Annotated in this window: 15 protein-coding genes and 4 tRNA genes; 3 read left to right on the forward strand and 16 right to left on the reverse strand. The window is 55.2% G+C overall.

Going from position 1 to position 17,960, the window contains the following annotated elements; genetic code table 11:
- Positions 1 to 58: 58 nt before the first annotated feature.
- From CKW31_RS15780 to rluD, 8 genes are all read right to left on the reverse strand, one after another.
- A complete protein-coding gene (locus CKW31_RS15780; protein ID WP_095096725.1) occupies positions 59 to 925 on the reverse strand; it encodes an alpha/beta fold hydrolase in 867 nt (288 codons plus the stop codon).
- Between the two features lie 939 nt (positions 926 to 1,864).
- Positions 1,865 to 1,941: transfer RNA gene (locus CKW31_RS15785), tRNA-Pro, on the reverse strand.
- 102 nt (positions 1,942 to 2,043) lie between these two features.
- Positions 2,044 to 2,119 (reverse strand) — tRNA-Lys (locus tag CKW31_RS15790).
- A 5-nt stretch (positions 2,120 to 2,124) separates the two neighbouring features.
- A tRNA-Pro gene (locus tag CKW31_RS15795) sits at positions 2,125 to 2,201 on the reverse strand.
- Positions 2,202 to 2,222: 21 nt separating this feature from the next.
- Positions 2,223 to 2,298, reverse strand: a tRNA-Asn gene (locus CKW31_RS15800).
- A 285-nt stretch (positions 2,299 to 2,583) separates the two neighbouring features.
- Positions 2,584 to 5,148, reverse strand: a complete 2,565-nt coding sequence (clpB, locus tag CKW31_RS15805) for an ATP-dependent chaperone ClpB (RefSeq protein WP_095096728.1) — start codon at positions 5,146 to 5,148, stop codon at positions 2,584 to 2,586.
- A 451-nt stretch (positions 5,149 to 5,599) separates the two neighbouring features.
- On the reverse strand, positions 5,600 to 6,331 hold the full coding sequence (pgeF, locus tag CKW31_RS15810; protein ID WP_095096731.1) for a peptidoglycan editing factor PgeF: 732 nt from the start codon (positions 6,329 to 6,331) through the stop codon (positions 5,600 to 5,602).
- Positions 6,328 to 7,290, reverse strand: coding sequence for a 23S rRNA pseudouridine(1911/1915/1917) synthase RluD (rluD, locus tag CKW31_RS15815; RefSeq protein ID WP_095096734.1), 963 nt, complete (start codon positions 7,288 to 7,290; stop codon positions 6,328 to 6,330). The genes pgeF and rluD overlap by 4 nt, the downstream gene beginning before the upstream one ends.
- A 148-nt stretch (positions 7,291 to 7,438) precedes the next feature.
- Here rluD and CKW31_RS15820 point away from each other — a divergent pair, with 148 nt between their 5' ends.
- Positions 7,439 to 8,452: an outer membrane protein assembly factor BamD gene (locus tag CKW31_RS15820; protein WP_095096736.1), complete on the forward strand. Its 1,014-nt coding sequence runs from the start codon at positions 7,439 to 7,441 to the stop codon at positions 8,450 to 8,452.
- 403 nt (positions 8,453 to 8,855) lie between these two features.
- Complete coding sequence (locus CKW31_RS15825; RefSeq protein WP_095096739.1) at positions 8,856 to 9,095, forward strand: PP0621 family protein; 240 nt, start codon at positions 8,856 to 8,858, stop codon at positions 9,093 to 9,095.
- Between the two features lie 78 nt (positions 9,096 to 9,173).
- Here the strand turns inward: CKW31_RS15825 and thiO are convergent, their stop codons facing one another.
- The 7 genes from thiO to CKW31_RS15860 are packed head-to-tail and all read right to left on the reverse strand — an operon-like array spanning position 9,174 to position 16,182.
- Positions 9,174 to 10,280, reverse strand: a complete 1,107-nt coding sequence (thiO, locus tag CKW31_RS15830; RefSeq protein WP_095096742.1) for a glycine oxidase ThiO — start codon at positions 10,278 to 10,280, stop codon at positions 9,174 to 9,176.
- Positions 10,281 to 10,305: 25 nt separating this feature from the next.
- Entirely contained in the window at positions 10,306 to 10,707 is a 402-nt protein-coding gene (locus CKW31_RS15835) for a type IV pilin protein (protein WP_027899724.1), read from the reverse strand.
- 12 nt (positions 10,708 to 10,719) lie between these two features.
- Entirely contained in the window at positions 10,720 to 13,980 is a 3,261-nt protein-coding gene (locus CKW31_RS15840; RefSeq protein ID WP_095096745.1) for a pilus assembly protein, read from the reverse strand.
- Positions 13,967 to 14,470 carry a PilX N-terminal domain-containing pilus assembly protein gene (locus tag CKW31_RS15845; protein WP_246475243.1) on the reverse strand — a complete coding sequence of 168 codons (504 nt, stop codon included), beginning with the start codon at positions 14,468 to 14,470 and terminating at the stop codon, positions 13,967 to 13,969. The genes CKW31_RS15840 and CKW31_RS15845 overlap by 14 nt, the downstream gene beginning before the upstream one ends.
- An 11-nt stretch (positions 14,471 to 14,481) precedes the next feature.
- Positions 14,482 to 15,189, reverse strand: coding sequence for a PilW family protein (locus CKW31_RS15850; protein ID WP_095096748.1), 708 nt, complete (start codon positions 15,187 to 15,189; stop codon positions 14,482 to 14,484).
- Positions 15,186 to 15,710: a type IV pilus modification protein PilV gene (gene pilV / locus CKW31_RS15855; protein WP_256582637.1), complete on the reverse strand. Its 525-nt coding sequence runs from the start codon at positions 15,708 to 15,710 to the stop codon at positions 15,186 to 15,188. The genes CKW31_RS15850 and pilV overlap by 4 nt, the downstream gene beginning before the upstream one ends.
- Positions 15,703 to 16,182, reverse strand: coding sequence for a GspH/FimT family pseudopilin (locus CKW31_RS15860; RefSeq protein WP_095096751.1), 480 nt, complete (start codon positions 16,180 to 16,182; stop codon positions 15,703 to 15,705). The genes pilV and CKW31_RS15860 overlap by 8 nt, the downstream gene beginning before the upstream one ends.
- Before the next feature lie 131 nt (positions 16,183 to 16,313).
- Between CKW31_RS15860 and CKW31_RS15865 the strand changes: the two genes are divergently transcribed.
- Positions 16,314 to 16,811 (forward strand): GspH/FimT family protein, encoded by a 498-nt coding sequence (locus tag CKW31_RS15865; RefSeq protein ID WP_095096754.1) that lies wholly within the window; start codon positions 16,314 to 16,316, stop codon positions 16,809 to 16,811.
- A 173-nt stretch (positions 16,812 to 16,984) separates the two neighbouring features.
- Here CKW31_RS15865 and ispH read toward each other — a convergent pair whose 3' ends face one another.
- On the reverse strand, positions 16,985 to 17,932 hold the full coding sequence (ispH, locus tag CKW31_RS15870; RefSeq protein ID WP_095096757.1) for a 4-hydroxy-3-methylbut-2-enyl diphosphate reductase: 948 nt from the start codon (positions 17,930 to 17,932) through the stop codon (positions 16,985 to 16,987).
- Between the last annotated feature and the right edge of the window lie 28 nt (positions 17,933 to 17,960).

Genomic DNA, 17,960 nt, shown 5'->3' on the forward strand with positions numbered 1-17,960 from the left:
GAAGACGGGTGTCAGACCGAGGTCCCGCTACGGAACGGCTCAAGGGCCGTTCCGTACCTCAGGCAATCGCTGCCACTTCAGGCCATGCATGACTGGTTTCTTTCTGTGCCCCCAGAAAATTCAAGACGGTTTTCTGCGAGTTCAGCCAGGCGGCCTTGCTCTCAAGGTCGAGAAAGTGGCCGGTATCGGGCACTACGTTAAAGCTGCTTTGAGCGATGTATGTGGAGAAACTGCGGGCATCTTCTACCGTGGTGTATTCATCTTTCTCGCCATTGACGAATAACACAGGAATCTTGATAGAAGAGAAACGCTCGACGTAATTACTCGCACTGAGTTTACGAATCTGGCTGATATGAAAGTCGATCTGACCGTATTCATGTTCAGCAAGGCTGATCAGGTGTTTGTAGTTATAGAGTTTGAAAAGTCGCGGCAGATACTTGCCCACGGTGTCATTAAGCAATGAACCGATCTTGCGTTTTTCACGCGCGGCCAGATAGAGCTGTGCCTTGTCGATGTAGTCCAGCATCGGCTCATTGAGCACCGGCGAGAACGAGCTGATGATTGCTTTCTCAACCGACGCTGGCGACTCCGAAAGCGCCAGCAGCGCGGACACCCCGCCCCAGGAAACCGAGAGCAAGTAATTGATTTTGTAGAGATTAATGATATTTAGAAGAATTCTGACTTCGTCTTCCTTGGTCACAATCGTATCGCCAGGGTTGTGAGCCTTGGACTGACCGGAGAACGGAAGATCGAACAGCACCAGATTGAAGTGTGGTGCCAGGTACTTCACCGTCTGACCAAACGAGCCGGTGGTCGACAGCGCGCCATTGACGAGTAGAACCGTCTTGGCACTGTCACTTTTCCAATAAGTTTCGGTGTAGATCTTGAACTCTTCGATATCCAGAATCTTGGTTTGCGCACCCATGACAGCCTCCTAGCCTTCGTAATTCCAAAAGTTTTTTAAGTTTCTCTGCTTCGGCTGCCATGCCAAAGCCTCACCCGGTTACAGGCAAATTCCATTGAGTTTCTTGTTTTTAGGTGCATCGATACGCTGAATCGATTAACGCTATTGTTAACGAATCAGAAGCCAAAAAACGACACCCCATTGGCGTCATAAAAATGGCTAAACGCTATTGGTGGGGGAAAACGAGAGGCTGGAGATTGGATCCAACTATTAAAGACGGGCCTTCAAGCGCAACAGAAACGGGAAATATTTCCATTTTTCTGACCGCTCATTGAAGCCAAAATGTGACAACGAGGGCGATTTTTTGAAACATGTCGTTACAACTTCGGGCGGAACTTTTCGATTTTTTTTGTGACTTGGGGCCCGGAACGTTGATTTAGACGCGTCAATGACCGTTGACTTCAAAGGCCGCAATTAATTTGACGCCGGTTGGAGGGAGTTTTTAGAGCTACCGCCAGTCATGGCCGACAAGCGAATCAGCAGATCGTGAATCGAAATGCGACCTGGAGACTGGAATGTATTCTGGTAGGAGCTGCCCCGGTGTTCTGACACCACGCTGTTGCGAAGCATCATGGACACTGTAGGAGCGCACGAGCACCGCGAGGCCGCGATAGCGGTGTGTCAGGCAGTACACCATCGCTGCCTCGCGGTGCTCGTAAGCTCCTACAAAAAACCATTCCAGACCAGGTGGTTACAGTTTGCTTGATGAGAGCGAACTTGTTCGCGAGGCGTTTTTGGAGTGGTCCACCCCTTCTACCGCCTCGCCAACAAGTTGCCTCCTACCGGGATTTGGAATCCTTAAGGCAGACCGTAAGCGACGTCAAAACCACCAAAACGCAGACGCAGACGCAAAAAAGCCCGATTTAAGCACAAGGCTTAAATCAGGCTTTTTTGTGAAGATGGTCGGGGTAAGGGGATTCGAACTCCTGACATCCTGCTCCCAAAGCAGGCGCGCTACCGGACTGCGCTATACCCCGGGTGAAACTTTTTAAAGACGCCTCAACAAGCCGTCTGCGATTTGATGCGAATGGCATCAGATCTATAAGATTCGGCCCCGGCATTGCTGCTGAGGCCAAAAATGGTGGGTCGTGTGGGATTCGAACCTACGACCAATTGGTTAAAAGCCAACTGCTCTACCAACTGAGCTAACGACCCAAAAATGGTCGGGGTAAGGGGATTCGAACTCCTGACATCCTGCTCCCAAAGCAGGCGCGCTACCGGACTGCGCTATACCCCGATACAGCTACATTTTGAAATCTGGCTCCACGACCTGGACTCGAACCAGGGACCCAGTGATTAACAGTCACTTGCTCTACCAACTGAGCTATCGCGGAACGTATCGATTTCAGATGCAACTTTTACAACTTACTGCTCTGAACTAACGCGCTGTTAACTTTGTTAATTCAGCCTCTTTGATGTGTTTGCATCGCTGCGTTCACGTCTCTGAGGCGCGCTATTCTACAATTTTAAAAAGAGGTGTCAACCCCTTAAATTGCTTTTAAGACAATGATTTGCGATTTTTTTTCAGATGGCCTTTCGGCCCTCGCAAATCCATCCATAAGCAGCGTCAGGCTCGCCTGCGATAACACATCGCTGACGAGCCTGAACTGCAAACCCCATCAGTTGAAGACGATTTCGTCGTCAACCACTGTGCCGGTGACGCTGGAGCCCGGCATGAAACCGCCCGACAGAATCAACTGCGCCAGCGGGTTCTCGATCCAGCGCTGGATCGCACGCTTGAGCGGACGAGCACCGTAAACCGGGTCATAACCCACCGCGATGAGTTTATCCATCGCTTCAGGGCTCAGCTCCAGTTTCAGTTCGCGCTCGGTCAGACGGCTGCGCAGGCGAGCCAGCTGAATATCCGTAATGCCGGCAATCTGGTCGCGGGCCAGAGGTTCGAAGATCACCACTTCGTCGATACGGTTCAGGAACTCCGGCCGGAAGTGATTGCTGACAGCGTCCATCACCGCCGCGCGCTGTGCTTCGCGATCCCCCGAAAGCTCGATGATCTGCGCCGAGCCCAGGTTGGAAGTCATCACGATCACGGTATTGCGGAAATCCACCGTGCGACCGTGGCTGTCGGTCAGGCGGCCGTCTTCCAGCACTTGCAGCAAGATGTTGAAGACGTCCGGGTGCGCCTTCTCCACCTCGTCCAGCAAGATCACGGAGTACGGCTTGCGACGCACCGCCTCAGTGAGATAACCGCCCTCTTCATAACCGACATAGCCTGGTGGTGCGCCGATCAGTCGAGCCACGGAATGCTTCTCCATGAACTCGGACATGTCGATTCGCACCATCGCTTCTTCGGTGTCGAACAGAAACTCCGCCAGCGCCTTGCACAGCTCGGTCTTACCGACACCGGTTGGGCCGAGGAACATGAACGAACCGCTTGGGCGATTTGGATCAGACAAACCGGCACGAGAACGACGTACCGCGTTGGAAACCGCAATTACCGCTTCGTCCTGACCGATAACGCGCTGGTGCAGCAGGCTCTCCATACGCAGGAGTTTGTCGCGCTCCCCTTCGAGCATCTTCGACACGGGAATCCCGGTCCATTTGGAGACGACTTCGGCAATCTCCTCCTCTGTCACCTTACTGCGCAGCAATTGATTCTCAGGTTTGCCGTGCTGGTCGACCATTTGCAGACTGCGTTCCAGGTCCGGAATGATCCCGTACTGCAATTCAGCCATGCGGTTCAGGTCACCACGGCGACGAGCTGCCTCCAGCTCCTGACGCGACTGTTCGATCTTTTGCTGGATCTGCGCAGAACCGGTGACTTCGGCTTTTTCCGACGTCCAGATTTCTTCGAGGTCCGCGTATTCACGATCCAGACGAACGATTTCTTCCTGCAGTTTTTCCAGACGCTTGATCGCGGCCTCGTCGTCTTCTTTCTTCAGTGCCTGGGATTCAACCTTCAACTGGATCAAGCGACGCTCAAGACGGTCGAGCACTTCCGGCTTGGAGTCGATTTCCATCCGAATACGGCTGGCCGCTTCGTCGATCAGGTCAATGGCCTTGTCCGGCAACTGCCGATCAGTGATGTAACGATGGCTCAGCTTGGCGGCCGCAATGATCGCGCCGTCAGTGATCGCGACTTTGTGGTGAACTTCGTAGCGTTCCTTCAAGCCACGCAAGATCGCGATGGTGTCTTCTTCACTCGGCTCATCCACCAACACTTTCTGGAAGCGCCGCTCAAGGGCTGCGTCCTTCTCTATATATTGGCGGTACTCGTTGAGCGTGGTCGCGCCGACACAATGCAGCTCGCCACGCGCCAACGCAGGCTTGAGCATGTTGCCTGCATCCATGGAGCCTTCGCCCTTACCGGCGCCGACCATGGTGTGCAGTTCGTCGATGAACAGAATGATCTGGCCGTCCTGTTTGGAAAGCTCATTGAGCAGCGATTTCAGGCGCTCCTCGAACTCACCCCGAAACTTGGCACCGGCGATCAGTGCGCCCATGTCCAGAGACAGCAAGCGCTTGCCTTTGAGGCCATCCGGCACTTCACCATTAATGATGCGCTGAGCAAGACCCTCCGCGATGGCGGTTTTACCCACACCAGGTTCGCCGATCAGCACCGGGTTGTTCTTGGTCCGGCGCTGCAGCACCTGAATGGTCCGACGGATTTCGTCGTCACGGCCGATCACCGGGTCGAGCTTGCCTTCTTCGGCCCGCTTGGTCAGGTCGACGGTGTATTTATCCAGTGCCTGGCGCGACTCTTCGACATTAGGGTCGTTGACTGCAGAGCCGCCGCGCAGATTGCTGATGGCATTCTCCAGCGCCTTCTTGCTGACGCCCTGGCCAAGCAGCAATTTGCCCAACTTGCTGTTTTCGTCCATGGCCGCCAGCAAGACCAACTCGCTGGAGATGAACTGGTCGCCCTTCTGCTGCGCCAGACGATCTGCCTGATTCAGCAGACGCGCCAGATCCTGGGACATGTTCACATCGCCCGTCGGGTTCTGGATTTTCGGCAGTTGGTCGAGCTCTTTGCTCAATTCTTTGCGCAGACTGTTGATGTCGAAGCCCACTTGCAGCAGCAGTGGCTTGATGGTGCCGCCCTGCTGATCAAGCAACGCCTGCATCAGGTGCGCAGACTCAATGGCCGGATGGTCTAGACCTACCGCCAGGGATTGAGAATCAGATAACGCCAATTGCAACTTGCTGGTCAATCTATCGATACGCATTAGTCACCTTCCTATATAAGCAGGCCGGAGCAAATAAACACACCTATGAAAAAAACCTGCTGGATGCCCAAGTACATGCGGGCGTTTGCGTGAGATTCAAGCTGAATTTAATTGACGCAGATCAGCAATGCAGTGGGACATCTGAACGATAGCCTCATGAATGAGATCATGCACGGACCCTGCTGGTAGGAGCGAACTTGTTCGCGAAACTGGGCGGCAGGCGATGTTTATCTATCGCCTGTACCCATTTCTCGCGAACAAGTTCGCTCTCATCAAGCAAATTGCAACCAACTGATTTGGAATACTTTTCTGTAGGAGCTCACGAGCACCGCGAGGCAGCGATGGCGTCCTGTCTGATACACCGCCATCGCGGCCTCGCGTTGCTCGTGAGCTCCTACAGATCCAATGTTTGCTGCACGACAGCGCGTTGTCAGGGACATCGGAGCAACTCCTACCTGACTGGATCGATCCAGATCAGCGACGCAAAACGGCCGTTGTGAGCGTTTTGGCGGTAGGAATAGAAGCGAGGATCAGTGAAGGTATCGAAGCCACCGCCATAAACGGCAGTGATCCCGTGAGCTGCCAATCGCAAGCGAGCGAGGGCATAGATGTCGGCCATGAACCGCCCAGGATTTTTGCTGGGTATAAACGCGGCGTCGGTTTGCGGATGCGTGCCTATAAAAGCTTCGCGAACTTCCGCGCCCACTTCAAAGGACAGCTGGCCGATGGCTGGACCAAGCCAGACCAGAACTTCATCGGGCGCAACTTGCAGACTATCGGCGGCAGCCTCCAGCACGCCGGCTGCCAATCCGCGCCACCCGGCATGAGCCGCGGCCACGCGAGTACCGGCCCGATCACAGAAAAGAGCAGGCAGGCAATCGGCGGTCATGATGGTGCAGGCAATGCCCGGCTTGTCGGTCCAACTGGCATCAGCCTCGACCACTTGGCTAGGGTCAGCCTCAGCCACCACCACACCATGCACTTGCTTGAGCCAGGCAGCCTGAATCTTCAGCTCCGAGGTCAGACGCAGGCGATTGGCAGCGATAGCCTGCGGATCGTCACCCACATGGTCACCCAGATTGAAACTGTCGAACGGCGCCAGACTGACGCCGCCGCTACGGGTTGTGACGCAGGACTTGATTCCCGCAGGCGCGGGCCAGTCAGGAATCAGCCAGTCACTCACCCGATGAACGCCTCGCGATCCTGCTTGAGCAGCGACAGCAACCAGACAAAATCGTCAGGCAGCGGCGATTCCCAGCTCATGCGCTTACCGGTGGTCGGATGATCCAGCTCCAGGAAACGCGCATGCAACGCCTGACGCGGGAAGGTTTTCAACGAATCAACCATGGTCGCACTGGCAGCAGGCGGAATACGGAAACGACCACCGTAAGCCTGATCACCCACCAACGGATAGTTGATGTGCGCCATATGCACACGAATCTGGTGGGTACGGCCGGTTTCCAGCTTGACCCGCACATGGGTGTGGGAACGGAAACGCTCAAGCACACGGTAGTGACTCACCGCCTGCTTGCCGCCTTCCATCACCGCCATGCGCTGGCGTTGCTGACCATGACGGCCAATCGGCGCGTCGATCTTGCCACCGGCAGTAACGACACCGATCACGATGCATTCATAAATGCGGCTCACGGTACGGCTTTGCAGTTGGGTAACGAGCTGGGTCTGCGCCTGAATCGTCTTGGCGACCACCATCAGACCGGTGGTGTCCTTGTCGAGACGGTGCACGATACCGGCGCGCGGCACATTGATAATGTCCGGCACATGGTGCAGCAGGGCATTGAGCAGCGTGCCATCGGCGTGACCGGCAGCGGGGTGCACCACCAGACCGGCAGGCTTGTTAATGACCAGGATCTGATCGTCTTCATAGACGATATCGAGTTCGATGTCCTGAGCGAGCCATTCTCCCTGGGCCTCCTGCTCTGCAATCAATTGCAGGACAGCACCACCGTGTACGATGTCACGGGGGCGCAAAACGCCTCCGTCAACCGTCAGACGGCCGTCCTTGATCCAGGCAGAAAGGCGCGAGCGAGAGTGCTCAGCGAATAATTGTGCGGCGACTTGATCGAGGCGTTGACCGCCCAAATCGGACGGCACCTCTGCGCGAAGTTCTATATTTTCGGACATGGCCAGACTAGGTGGCGGCTAGCCTTTGGTTTCGGCAGCGCGCTTGTGGTTAAATACGGCGTCTTTTGCCCCGGGGGTTCCGCGGGGTGCTCATCATAACAGGACGGTCACGCCCAAGACAGCGACCGTTATAGGGACGCAAGCCGCCATGCAAGTGAAACACCTGCTGCTGATAGCCATCCTCGCACTCACCGCTGCCTGCTCGTCGAAGGAAGTGATTGACGAAAACCTGAGCGAAGTCGAGCTGTACCAGCAGGCGCAGGCCGACCTGGGTAACAACAGCTATTCGACAGCTACTGAAAAGCTCAAGGCGCTGGAGTCGCGTTATCCATTCGGTCGCTATGCTGATCAGGCACAGCTCGAACTGATTTATGCGAACTACAAGAACGGTGAGCCGGAAGCTGCGAAGTCTGCTGCCGAACGCTTTATCCGTCTGCACCCGCAGCACCCGAACGTTGACTACGCCTACTACATGAAGGGCCTGACCTCGTTCGACCAGGACGTTGGCCTGCTGGCGCGCTTCCTGCCGCTGGACCAGACCAAACGTGACCCGGGTGCCGCTCGTGACTCGTTCAACGAGTTCGCGCAACTGACCAGCCGCTACCCGAACAGCCGCTATTCGCCGGATGCCAAGCAGCGCATGATTTATCTGCGCAACCTGCTGGCTTCTTACGAAATTCACGTTGCCGACTACTACCTGACTCGTCAGGCCTATGTCGCTGCCGCCAACCGCGGGCGTTACGTGATCGAAAACTTCCAGGAAACCCCATCCGTGGGTGACGGCCTGGCCGTGATGGTCGAGTCCTATCAGCGTCTGCATCTGGACGATCTGGCGGCGACCAGCCTGGAAGTGCTCAAGGCCAACTACCCGAACCATCCACAACTGGTTGACGGTCAGTTCGTACCGCGCGAAGCCGAAGCGGACAACCGCTCATGGCTGTCCAAGGCAACCTTGGGCCTGATCGAAAGCAATCCGCCGCTGCCGCCGGGTGAAACCCGCGCCAACCAGGACGTGATCAAGCAGTACGAAGACGCCAAGCAAGCCATCCCGCGTGAGCTGCTTCCGGAAAATCAGGAAGAGCTCGACGAGCAGGAACGCGAAGCGAAAGGCGAAAAAGACCGCTCGTGGTTCAGCTACATGACGTTTGGTGTGTTCGACTGATACCAGCGTGTACAAAAAAGAGGCCTGCGGGCCTCTTTTTTTGTGCCTCGGATTACCCCGCTTCTGCAGGCGGTAAAACATACCTGCAGAAGCGCGAGAGCACCGCGAGGCCGCGATAGCGTACTGCCTGACTCACCAATACCGCGCAACAACCACAGTTCAGGACGTGGGACCGGCTTTAGCCGGGAAGGCGGTCTTTCTGACGGTCAGTTTTTCTTGGCTCTACCGACCTCTTCCCGGCTAAAGCCGGTCCCACGTCGAAGGGAGAGCACCGTTACATCCGCTTCATCCCCTGCGCCAGGAACATAGCCATCCCGTCTAAAGCCCGTCCTACAGGCTGAACCTATTCCAATAGCCTCTGCTTCGCTACACTGCGAAATCTCCAATCACTAAGCTGGAAATCATGATTCGCTTAATTATGTGGGTCGCGCTGATCGCGGCGGTTGTGTGGTTCGTCAAGCGTCTGCTCAACCCGCCGACCCCACGTCGCAAAGCTCCGCCTCCCGAAGGCGTGGCAGCACCCATGGTCCGCTGCGCTCAATGCGGTGTGCATTTGCCTCAGGACCGTGCCCTCAATCAGGGGCAGCAATGGTATTGCAGCGAGGCACATCGTCTGGAAGGCCCGGCGACTCGTGATCGCTGAGTTGCGCCCTCTGATGCAGGAGTGAGCGTCTTAGCGAGGCGTTGTGCCTGACACGCCGCCTCGCGACCAAGCTCACTCCTACAGCAGCCCCGCAACCCTACCGCTCGGCGCATAGGGTGCCGGATCAACCACCGGCTCGCGCCCAATCAGCAGGTCTGCCAGCAACTGGCAAGACGCGGGCGCCAAAACCAGGCCGTTACGGTAATGGCCACAGTTGAGCCATAGGCCTTCAAAGCCCTGCACTGGACCAATATAGGGAATGCCTTCAGGCGAGCCCGGACGCAGGCCAGCCCAGTGCCCCACCACTTGAGCATCAGCCAACGCGGGAAGCAGCTCCACCGCAGAAGCCTTGAGGCTTTCCAGCGCCACATCGGTTGGGGTCTTGTCGAAGCCCTCGTGCTCCAGGGTACTGCCCACCAGGATATGCCCGTCACGCCTAGGGATCGCATATCGCCCCTTGGCCAGCACCATACTCGGTAGAAAATCCGCAGCGCACTTGTACAGAATCATCTGGCCTTTGACCGGCTCAACCGGCAGTTCAAGGCCAAGAGTCTTGAGCAACTCTCCGCTCCAGGCACCTGCAGTGAGAACCACCTGATCGCCCAAAACATCTCCGGACGACGTGCTCACGCCCACCACCCGCTCACCGTTACGGACAAATCCCGTCACGGCACAGTGCTCGTGAAGGGTGACGTTGGGTAACGCCAATAGCGCCGCTTTCAGGGATTTGACCAGCCTGGGATTGCGCACGTTGGCGACGTTGGCCATGTAGATGGCACGCTCATAACCCTCGCCCAACACGGGCACAGCGTCGTGAACCGCCGAGATATCCACAGCCCTGAGCGGTCGCACCTCTCGGGCAGCCCATTCCAGCGCCTGTTGCTCGTCATCCAGATCCAGCCAATACAAACCGGTGGTGTGCACTTCGGGATCGATCCCGGTCTGTGCAAACAGGCACTCGGCCAGCTGCGGATAGAAATCCTGCGACCAGTGCGCCAGCGCCGTCACTGCGGTGCTGTAGCGCCAGGGATAGAGCGGGGAAACAATGCCGCCGCCCGCCCATGACGCTTCTTGCCCTACTCCGGCACGGTCCAGAAGGATGACCTGATCAACTTCGGATGCGAGGTTGAACGCGGTCAACAAACCGATCACACCACCGCCAACAATCACAACCTGCTTGGACATCTTTTACTCGTTAGAAGATTAGGGGTCAGCGGCCCCAGCAGTCTTTGCGAGTGACACCGCTGGCGGCGCCTTCGTTATCGAATTTACCGGTATTGGTAATGGTAAACACACCACACTTATCATTAGCCATCATATCTTTGCCTGTAGCTGACAGCTTGAAATCGCTCACATTCAGCGTTTTATCGATGTTGTAGTAACTGTTGCCCGCGGAGACGGTAGCTCCAACATAAGTGGCTGATGGGGTGGCTCGTGAGTAATACCGCTCCAGCGCCTGGACCTGCTCAGTCAACAGGCTGGCAATTTCCGACCTGTGAGTTCGCTTCACATATTCCGTATAACTGGGATAAGCGATGGCCGCCAGAATACCCACAATTGCCACGACAATCATGAGTTCGATCAAGGTAAAGCCTGTTGATCTGCTTCGCATACACCGTATTCCTTACTGTATTTGCCGCCACATGATGCGTTGGTTCACAGAGCCGCCTTTCTCTTGCAAATTGATACCTTGGTTACTACTCGAGTCAACCAGATACTTGGTGTCATCTTTGCCAGTAGGACTCGACACAACTGCCACCAGATTCGGGATGCCCGTACCGTTACGGATACCGCTAACACGAATATCATTCGCATCAATATTTCCATCACCATTAGTATCAAGAACCTGATAATTGAGCATGCCGCCCTTGGCAGCATCCAGCTCAAACAAACGCCCAGTGCCGGTACTTTCACACGGGTCACTGGAGTTCACCGCTGCCGTAGTGAAGATGATCCGCCCACGGCTGGTTTGTGCGGAGTAAATGATCCGCTCCCCGATGTAAGGCTCCGTTGTGGACAAGGTCATGTACCAGCCTTTTTTGAGTGTCCAGTCCACATCGTTGTTGGACGTGGTGTAGTAGGTCGCACCATTTCCTGTGATGGTGCCAGTAATCGTTTGCGGCTGCAGATTACCCTGCACGTATCCACCGGTAGCGCCATCGGCGTCCCAGACAGCGTAAAAAGCTTGCTGGCTATTAGTCGTTTTGTCAGAGGTTTCACTGAACTTGCCAGTACCGAAATAAACCATTTTGCCGTTGGTAGGATGATCCAACAGCAGTGGCTGCACGATGATGGGTTGCGGCGTGCTGTCAGGTGCGATGGCAGTGAACAGTGGCTTATTATTGAACGCCACGCCCCAACCGTTAGCAGATGTGCTGCTCATGTCGAATTTCCACAGGCGTCCTTTTAAATCCCCGGCGTAAGCCGCCTGTACAACATTTTGCGCATTGACGCGAAGCTTGACCGAGGACAGACCGTTATCTGCCAATTTGGCCGACGCTGGTATAGGGATTTCTCTGATCAGGGCTCCGGTATTGGCGTTGAGGACGAACAACGAAGCGTCCCCGGTAAAGCTGCCATATCCATTGCCTAACACCACAATGCTTGTGCCATCGGCCATACGCGCTACGTCAGGCTTGGAATAGGCATAGCCGAGATTGTTGAAAGGGTTCGCTGGTGAGGATGTGTCGGGTGCCCTCACCTCCCAGAGTGCCTGGATTGAGTTATCACTGCCTTCAAACAGTTTGATCGCGAAAAACGCCTTGCCGCCCGCGCCAGTTCCACCAAACGCTACGGTACGCCACGAGGTTCCTGCCTGCGTGTCAAAGACTGAAATCTGACCGTCTACAGTGAACTTGTGGGAGCCAGAGCCGTACGTTGCAGAGGCGATTGTCGCTAGCGAAGCCAATGAGGTAGAAGGCATATACGCATAACGACGCACGCCGGTGTCAGGGTTGATGACGTTGAAGAACCCGTCGTTTGCATTGACCAGCAGATTGTAATTCATATTTGACGCTTTGGTTGTCAGGTACGCCGAGTAGCTCGTATTACCCGCCAAATCTGCTGATGTTTTGTCGGTCGGCAATGCGGTGGTCAAAGGCGAATTAATGACGTCGCCGAGTAAAATCGTCCGGGCCCTTAATCTTGCATTGGCGGTACCTTTGCTCCAGTTCACCAGTTGCGCGCCAGTGACCCCGGTAGGCAAGGTGGTGTCGAATGCCGTTTTTTGCGCACCGGTCAGATTGTTGTAGTCGAGGGCAATTCTGCTTCCTGACACCGTGTTCCAGGATTCAAAAAACGGGCCGGGAGATGAGCTGGTAATGAGGCTATCCGTGCTCCACACCGTAGTGCTCAAGGCACCCGTTGTCGCGTTAAGGTTGAACGCTTTAATCGTGCCGTGCCAATCTTTGGGGTCGTACAGCGTCTGATAAAAGCGCGTACCGTTGCTCAGCGTAGACGAGTTGGTCGCACCGCCGCCGCCTGATCCAGCCTTGGCATAGATGTCGCTCAAAGCCAGATTCAATGCAGCAGTCAAACCCGCACTGTCACCCGTCTGGAAATACTTGCCGCGACCATGACTGTCATCGGCGGCATCAATCAGCATCTGATCCGATGACGTTGTAAAGCCGATGGTGTAGGTACTCAAGTTCTGTTTGTTAAAGCCAGTGTTGTCCCAACTTTTCCCTGCCAAATCGGACCCATCTGCTGCTTTACGCATATCAATGTCGTAAGCAAACCTCGCGAGATCGTCGAGATATAACGTATCCCCTTCCGCATCCCCCCCAGTACCAGGACTGGTTACTGGTCTCAGGCCGTCGTTGGCGACCAAATCCCAATTGGGCAAAGATCGGGAGCTATCGGCAACGTCATCCGGATCATTCGCAGGAAATGTACGGTCATACGTGGGCAAACCATCGGTAATAACCACTCCGTAATTCTTCTGGCACCGGTACTGAACAGGGCTGGTGTAGGTCGTCTGTGCGCTGGGGTAATACGAAGTCATCCCGCGAAAATAGCGGGTTATCTCATAGTAGGTTTCAGCCAGTGGCGTATTGGCGGTCGGCGTCAGCGCTGCAATAGCATTCTTCAGATTAGTGATATTGGTATTGGCTTGCGCCTGACTAACACCATTCGGCTGATAAACTGTTGCTGTTACCGGTGAGAGGTCAGTGATCACCCTGGAAATGCGACCTCCAGGGCCGAGGTCGCCGCCCGTGATGGGCTCATTGAACTGCGCCAGTCCGATCCGCAACGATGTGTTATTGGTCACCAGATTGGTTGCGACGGTTTTGGCCACATTCATCCGGTAGTCGTTGGGGATGCTGCCGTTGGTGTAATCCTTGTAATACACAGTCACCAGACCAATAATGCCGAGGACCGATACCCTGGTAGGCTGCACGGAATCTATCAACCAGGACAAATAGTTGGCTGTGTAACGAGTGCGCCCGTTACCTGCTGGATCCGGCAAATCCAGACAATAGGTAGTGCCACTGCGGCGAATTGGCACTCCTCCTAGTATGCAATTCAGCGAAATCCCGAGGATGACGCCGCGACTGTTGATATCTCCCAGAGTTAACGTCTCATCTCCGGAAATGGTGGTCTCGAAGGGACATATAACGATAACCCCAAGGGCATCCACGCACTGAGTTGAAAAATAACTGACGTCCGTACGATTCACCCGGGGATCAAAGGCCGACGACCAGATAATGTTGTACATACTTCCTGAGTTATCAACCAACAGCATCACGTTCGGCGCCACTGCGGAAGAACTCAGCAGTGGAACCTGCGCGGGAGTGAACGCATAAGCGGGGGCGGTCAGATACAACGCTAGTAATGCACCGTAAACAGACTTCAGCAGACGGCTCGGCAACTTAGCAAATAGCATAAATGCTCTCCAATACCGTTCTAGATACGCCTTGAAGAACGCTCGCCGTCACGCGATAAAGTGTAACTGAGCGCCCAACTACACAATTTTGTGGCTGATTCATTGGCGAAAACGTGGTGCCAATGTTCTGGATAACATAGAAGCCACCCGCTTCCGCGACCCAAGGGACCCCAGCAGAGCTATTGCCCACTTGTGTGACAGTGGTTGAATCAGTTGGAGGTGCGCAAGTCGTGTCACTCGTGCAAGCCACCAAGCTAAACGTCGGGGTCAAAATGGCAGATTCGCCGACTCGAAGTATTGCTTCTGCGGTCTGAAAGGACTTATTACGCACCGAAACGCTGCCCGCCATTTTTTCCTGCAGGGTAGCGTTCTGCATCGACGATACGCCGATTAAAGTCAACAACAGCAAAAAGACCAGGCTGACAAGCAGCACCATACCTTTCTGCTGAGTGGGAAATCCTGCTGAGACAACCCGCGATTTTTTCTTCATGGCAACTCTCATCAGAACCGGTTACGCAAAGCGGCAACGACGTTGTAGGTTTGGTTGCGAACTTTGCCTGTAGGATCAGATAACGTCAGCGTCAAGCGCACGCTGCGAATATTGGATGCCAAGGCGGGTGTATTGATAACCCCGGTGTAGGACATCGGCGCTCCGGCTATACCAAAGTCGACGGTGAATCTACTTACATTGCTTAGCAGCGGTTGCGCTGAATCGCCACCATTGCCGACCTTCACTTTCAGGTCGCTTCCACTCAGGATGTAAGTGATTTTACGAATAGGGAATCTGATTTCTCCAACCCCAGCTGCCCGTTGGCCGCTATAGAGCCGGGCGAATGTTCTGCAATTCGAAATAATAGTCCAGGTCGGCGCGCCGCCCGATACGCCCACGTCCGCAGTGATCAGAGTTAACGTGTTGGTGGCGTTATCCCAAATAATTGGATTATCAAGGTCGGTCGGTTTTGCAATTGCTGGGGCGACGGCAGGCGTATCAAAACCCAGACAGCCATACATTCCGGTCATGCGGATTTCCTGCACTAACTTGCTGAGAGCAAAACGCGCATCTTCCTGCATGCGTGCCGCAGCGTCCTGTGACTGATACGTGCCCTTGGAGGCAATGAATATCTGAACGATCCCCATGCTCACGATCAGGCCCAAGACCATTGCAACCATGATCTCAATCAGACCAAAGCCTCGGACGCCCGTGTTCATGGCGCCACCGTATTGTTGAGACCAATTTGCGAACTCAACTCAAATTGTTGCGGATTGGTCGCACTTGGCGTTTTGCCCAGCGAGTTGTCACTTGCTGCTGCAGCACGGGTGTCATCCCATGTGATAGTGATCTTTACTAAGGGCTTGTTAATCTCAATCTTGCTATTAGCGCCTGCTGTTCCCGCGAAGTTAGTGATATTGGTACTAAAGTCGGCCAGATCCTGGGAGACCGCATTATTCATATTGCCCGCAGGTGCCGCTGCCAGTGAGGCCAAGGCATAGCTGGCCAGAACGTTAGAACCATTATTCACCGCATTACCGTCAACATTAGCCCGAATACGATCCATCATGTCGTAGGCAATGAAGCTGGCCTGGCTGGTCATCGCCGAGCTGTCGGTGTACCTCAGGGCGTTCAACTGAATGGCCGCCGCGCCCAAGAGACCGATGCCCAATATCAATACAGACACCAAGACCTCGATCAGCGTCATGCCGATCTGGCTGCCCTTTCTTCCCTTACCCATTACAATTTCCACTCGAAACAATTCGACCGTTCAAGCATACATACACAGTCTTGGTGATGGTCGTGCCTAGTGTGTAAGTCATTGCAACCGCCGTGGCCGGGGCCGAAAGGCCGCCGAGGTTATTGAACTCGATCAGGTTGACATTGGGGACCGCGAGCGCAGCGCCGCTGCTCATCGGCGCGGTGACCCGCAAAGCAGCGGCACTCGTTACATTGGATGACGGCACCACCTTGAGCGCGGTATTCCACCCAGCGCCGTCGACATCGGGTCGCACCTGAATGCTTACACCACGGTTTATCGCCTCAAGCCGGGCAAAGTTGAGCGCTCGCTGCAAATCACTGACTTCGGTATCAGCCTTTGAACTCTGTATCGAGCTATTGAAACTGGGAATGGCGATAACCGCGAGTATCCCGACCAACGACACAGTGATTAACAATTCGACGAGGGTGAACCCCTTGGATCGCTGGGTCATTGAGTGTCTCCTAGACGTTACGACTATAGGACAGCATCCCCGGCTGAAACTGTAAACAAGGATGTACGGTAGTTTGACAGGGACGAATGCCCGCATGGCATTCAAATGAGAATTTCCATGGAGGGAAACGTATGAAACAGGCAGGCTTCACGATCATTGAGCTGGCAGTGACGATGCTGGTCATCGGAATAGTTATCACCCTCACCGCTCCGGCTTTCAGTGAATTCCTGATGAGCCAGCGCCGCATTGATGCCGCGCAACAACTGGCCAGCGGGATACGCACAGCACGTACGGAAGCGATTTTACGAAGTCAGCTGGTGGTGATTCGAGCGATTGATGAGGATTGGAGCAAGGGTTGGCAGATCGTTGTGGACCCGAAAGGCAGTGAAGATGATCTGGTGCTGACGGAGCGCGCTCGAAGCGGGAAAGTGCCGATTTTTGGAAATATTCATTTCGTCAGGCAAATTCGATTTAACGCGCTGGGTGTTCCAGCAGGCAATGGCTTTGTTGCAGGAAGATTGTTCATCTGCGATGCGAAAGAAGCCGTAAGCCACCACGCGGTGGTGATGGCCAGAACCGGCAGGGTACAAATTGAGAGCGAAACGAAGCCAGAAGAGCTTTGTGGTTAAGTCATCTGAATCGGGAGGTTGCCGCTTCACGCTGGCCTTGCAGCCCCCTGCCCGCAACGCATTTTCTGTAGGAGCTCACGAGCACCGCGAGGCAGCGATGGCGGTCTGTCTGATACACCGCTATCGCGGCCTCGCGGTGCTCGTGCGCTCCTACAGGTCCGTCATTCGCCGCGTTACAACAACGACTTGACCCGCAACTCCTTGGGCATCGAGAAGGTCACGTTCTCTTCGCGGCCAGCCAGCTCGTCAGCGCCGGTCGCGCCCCAGGCGTGCAGTTGCTGGATCACGCCACGCACCAGCACTTCCGGCGCCGAGGCTCCTGCGGTAATGCCGATCCGCTGAACGCCATCGAACCAGCCGCGCTGCATGTCTTCGGCTCCGTCGATCAGGTAAGCCGGGGTTGCCATGCGCTCCGCCAGCTCGCGCAGACGATTGGAGTTGGAACTGTTCGGACTGCCGACCACCAGGACAACGTCACACTCATCAGCCAGTTGCTTGACCGCATCCTGACGGTTTTGCGTGGCGTAGCAGATGTCGTCTTTGCGCGGCCCACCAATCGCCGGGAAACGTGTGCGCAAGGCATCGATAACGCGGCTGGTATCGTCCATGGACAAGGTCGTCTGAGTTACGAACGCCAGGGATTCCGGATTGCGCACCTGCAATTTGGCGACGTCATTCTCATCCTCGACCAAGTAGATCGCGCCGCCATTACTGGCGTCGTACTGGCCCATGGTGCCTTCAACTTCAGGGTGACCATGATGGCCGATCAGGATGCATTCGCGGCCGTCACGGCTGTAACGCGCCACTTCGATGTGAACCTTGGTCACCAGAGGACAGGTCGCATCGAACACTTTCAGACCACGACCCGACGCTTCAGTACGCACGGCTTGTGAAACGCCATGGGCGCTGAAGATCACGATCACGTCGTCAGGGACTTGATCCAGCTCTTCGACGAAGATCGCGCCACGAGCGCGCAGGTCTTCGACAACGAATTTGTTATGAACTACTTCATGGCGCACATAGATCGGCGGGCCAAACACTTCCAGAGCGCGATTGACGATTTCGATCGCACGATCCACTCCAGCGCAGAAGCCGCGGGGGTTGGCGAGTTTGATTTGCATGGGGTGCCTCGTGTCTACGTGCGAAACA

This window comes from Pseudomonas sp. Irchel 3A5 (genome assembly GCF_900187575.1).
GTDB lineage: Bacteria > Pseudomonadota > Gammaproteobacteria > Pseudomonadales > Pseudomonadaceae > Aquipseudomonas > Aquipseudomonas folii.